The sequence below is a fragment of the Salinicola rhizosphaerae genome (assembly GCF_014652715.1).
Taxonomy (GTDB): Bacteria; Pseudomonadota; Gammaproteobacteria; order Pseudomonadales; family Halomonadaceae; genus Salinicola; species Salinicola rhizosphaerae.
This window is the reverse complement of record NZ_BMZI01000011.1, coordinates 38,719-41,484: the sequence shown is the minus strand read 5'-3', so window position 1 is coordinate 41,484 and position 2,766 is coordinate 38,719. Positions and strand designations below refer to the sequence as shown.

Annotated in this window: 3 protein-coding genes; all 3 read left to right on the top strand. The window is 55.9% G+C overall.

Going from position 1 to position 2,766, the window contains the following annotated elements; genetic code table 11:
* Positions 1 to 219, top strand: a 219-nt coding sequence (locus IE125_RS19300; protein ID WP_229809218.1) for a hypothetical protein, incomplete at its 5' end; no start/stop codon positions are given.
* Between the two features lie 35 nt (positions 220 to 254).
* Positions 255 to 2,177, top strand: coding sequence for a hydantoinase B/oxoprolinase family protein (locus tag IE125_RS19020; protein WP_189446265.1), 1,923 nt, complete (start codon positions 255 to 257; stop codon positions 2,175 to 2,177).
* Positions 2,174 to 2,766, top strand: a 593-nt coding sequence (locus IE125_RS19015) for an MFS transporter (protein WP_194523957.1), incomplete at its 3' end; no start/stop codon positions are given. The genes IE125_RS19020 and IE125_RS19015, both read left to right, overlap by 4 nt.

Sequence of the window (2,766 nt, the reverse complement as noted above, 5' to 3'; positions counted from 1 at the left end):
CTGCTCGGGGCTGACCAGTCAATACCAGAGCCGTCCTATCGCCGGATGTTCTTTGATGGCGTTGAGTTGCAGGGTGCTGTCTACCGGGTAGAAAAGCTGCCTAGCAACATCACGATCAAAGGCCCGGCCGTCATTGAGGAGCCGACAACGACGATCGTTCTTCCGCCTGACTCGACTGCGCTGACCCGTCCGACTCACTACCTGATTTCTCTCGACTGACAACGGCCTTTTGAGCTCAAGACCAAGGATTCGAAATGACCAACACTACTTCCAACGTCGATCAAATTGACCCGATTACGCTCAGCATCATGGCGAATCGGTTGGATAGCATCACCCGTGAAATGACCAACACGATGATCCGTACTGCGCGCTCCACGACCATGGCAGCGCACGACTTCTCCTGCTCAATCACCAGCAGTGACCATGACTTGATCTCTGCCCCGGGTGGTTTTCCGGTGCACGTCTACGGCTCTACCCTTATCGCTAAGTCGATGGCACGCAAGCATCCAGATTTTCGCGAGGGCGACGCGTTTTTGCACAACGATCCTTACGACGGTAACACCCACGCAGCTGACCATACGTTAGTGGTACCGGTTTTCTACCAGGGGGAGCATGTATTTACCGCAATCGCCAAGGCACACCAAGTTGATATCGGTAACTCACAACCCACCACCTACATGCCTCGTGCGCGAGACGTCTACGAAGAGGGCGCCTTGATTTTCCCGTGTGTGAAGGTGCAGTCAAACTATCAGGATGTGAGCGATATCATTGGAATGGCTCGTGTTCGTATCCGGGCCTTCGATACCTGGTACGGCGACTATCTGGCCTCTCTCGGGGCACTTCGCCTGGCCGAAAAGCGCTTGCAAGCCTTCTGTGCCAGCTTCAAGAGCATTGAGCACCTGAGGGCGTTCATCAGCGAGTGGCTGAACTATGGCGAGCGTATGGCGGCGGCAGGCATTGCAAAGCTGCCGGCTGGTAAGATTGACCTCAAGACCAAAATGGACGCGTTTCCTGGCATTCCGGATGGTCTTGATCTGCATGCAAGCGTGGAGGTCAAGCCTGAAGAAGGTCGTATCGCTGTGGATTTGCGAGATAACCCTGATTGCACTCCTACAGGGCTCAACCTCACTGAGGCCACCTCAAAAAACAACGCGGTGACCGCCATCCTGATGGCTCTGAACACCTCAGAAGGAGGCGAGGCATTCAGCGTCCCCAACACGTCAGGTAGCCATCGGCGAATCGATATTTTGGTTCGTGAGAATTGTGTGGTGGGTATCCCCCGTCATCCAGCCAGCTGCTCTGCAGCAACGCGTACAATTACTGACCGAGTGACTGGGATGATCCTGTCAGGGATCGCGTCGATGTCGAAGGAAGACATTGGAGCAGCGGAGCCGCCTTATGGCTGTCCTCCCCATGAGGCCGTTGTGTCGGGGCGTGATCCCAAGCGTAACGGTGAGGAATACATCTTCCAGGTTTTCTCTGGCTCTTCTGGCGGCCCGGCTACGGCTTTTAGCGATGGCTGGCTGTCTTTTGCTACCATCATGGGAGCAGGAATTCCACACTTGGATTCATCCGAAATCACCGAACAGCGCTATCCACTGGTAGTCTGGCAGCATGCGACGGTAAGGACTGACTCCGAGGGGGCAGGTAATTTTCGAGGCGCTCCTGGCACTGTTTCCTCATATGGGCCTGCTCACGCACCTGCGGCTTCGTACTACTACATGGAAGGAGTGGAAAATCGTTCGCAAGGAATTCATGGTGGCGGTGCTGCGTCTGGGCCTGAGGCATGGGTAGTTAATGCCGATGGCGCTTACCACCAAGTCAAGGATGTTGTCGCAGAAGTAATGCTGGAAACCCGGGACACGATCGTCTCCCTCGGTTCGGGAGCGGGTGGCTACGGGTCGCCACTTGTGCGTGACCCTCAACTGGTGCTCGAAGATGTAATTGACGAATACATCAGTATTGAGCGTGCACGAGAAGCGTATGGCGTAGCCATCATCGGCGACAGAGAGCGTTGGGAAACCTTGTCGATCGACATGGCTGAAACCAAGGCGCTACGCAATGCCATGGTGGCGGACTTTGAGCAGACGTTCCATGATGCTGGGCGCCAAGCATGGGTTCCTGCCACCTGGTATACCGGCGCTGAGCGCTCAAGCGTACCGGAGTTTAACAAGTGATTGCAGCAGCCCTAGTATTCGCCGCATTCCTGCTCTCAAACATGCCATCGCCGATTTATCCGTTATGGCAGGATGAGATCGGGTTTCCGACGGCAACCATCACGGTGTTGTTCTCCCTATATCAAGGGGGTGTGTTGATAGGGCTGCTTGGGCTTGGCCGCTACGTCGACCGGATTGGTTGGCGTATGTCGCTGGTCGGTGCGGCCCTTCTGAGCTGTTTCGCCTCGGTAGCTTTTGCGGGCGCCGAGACGGCATGGCAGCTCATGCTCGGTCGATTGGTCAGTGGCATGGCCGCAGGGGTGTTTATTTCCTGTGGCCCTGCGGCGATTACAGCGGTGTTTGAGCGTGCCAAGCACGCTCGGCCCTCGCTAGTCGCTTCTCTTGCCATCTCCAGTGGCTTGGCCTGTGGCCCATTGCTGGGGGGCTTGTTTGCCGACTTTGCCCCTGCTCCAACGCGTCTGGTTTTCATAGCTGAGGCAGTGCTACTTCTCATCGGTGCCGTGGCATTGCTACGAGATGGAAGTCTGAAGGCTGTTGGTCGTTCTACGGTGAAGGCAGGGATAGATAGTGCATCTGTTGAGGTTTCTAA

Excerpts from the sequence above, each read along its gene's own strand:
- IE125_RS19020 (WP_189446265.1), top strand. The coding sequence starts at position 255 with ATGACCAACACTACTTCCAACGTCGATCAAATTGACCCGATTACGCTC.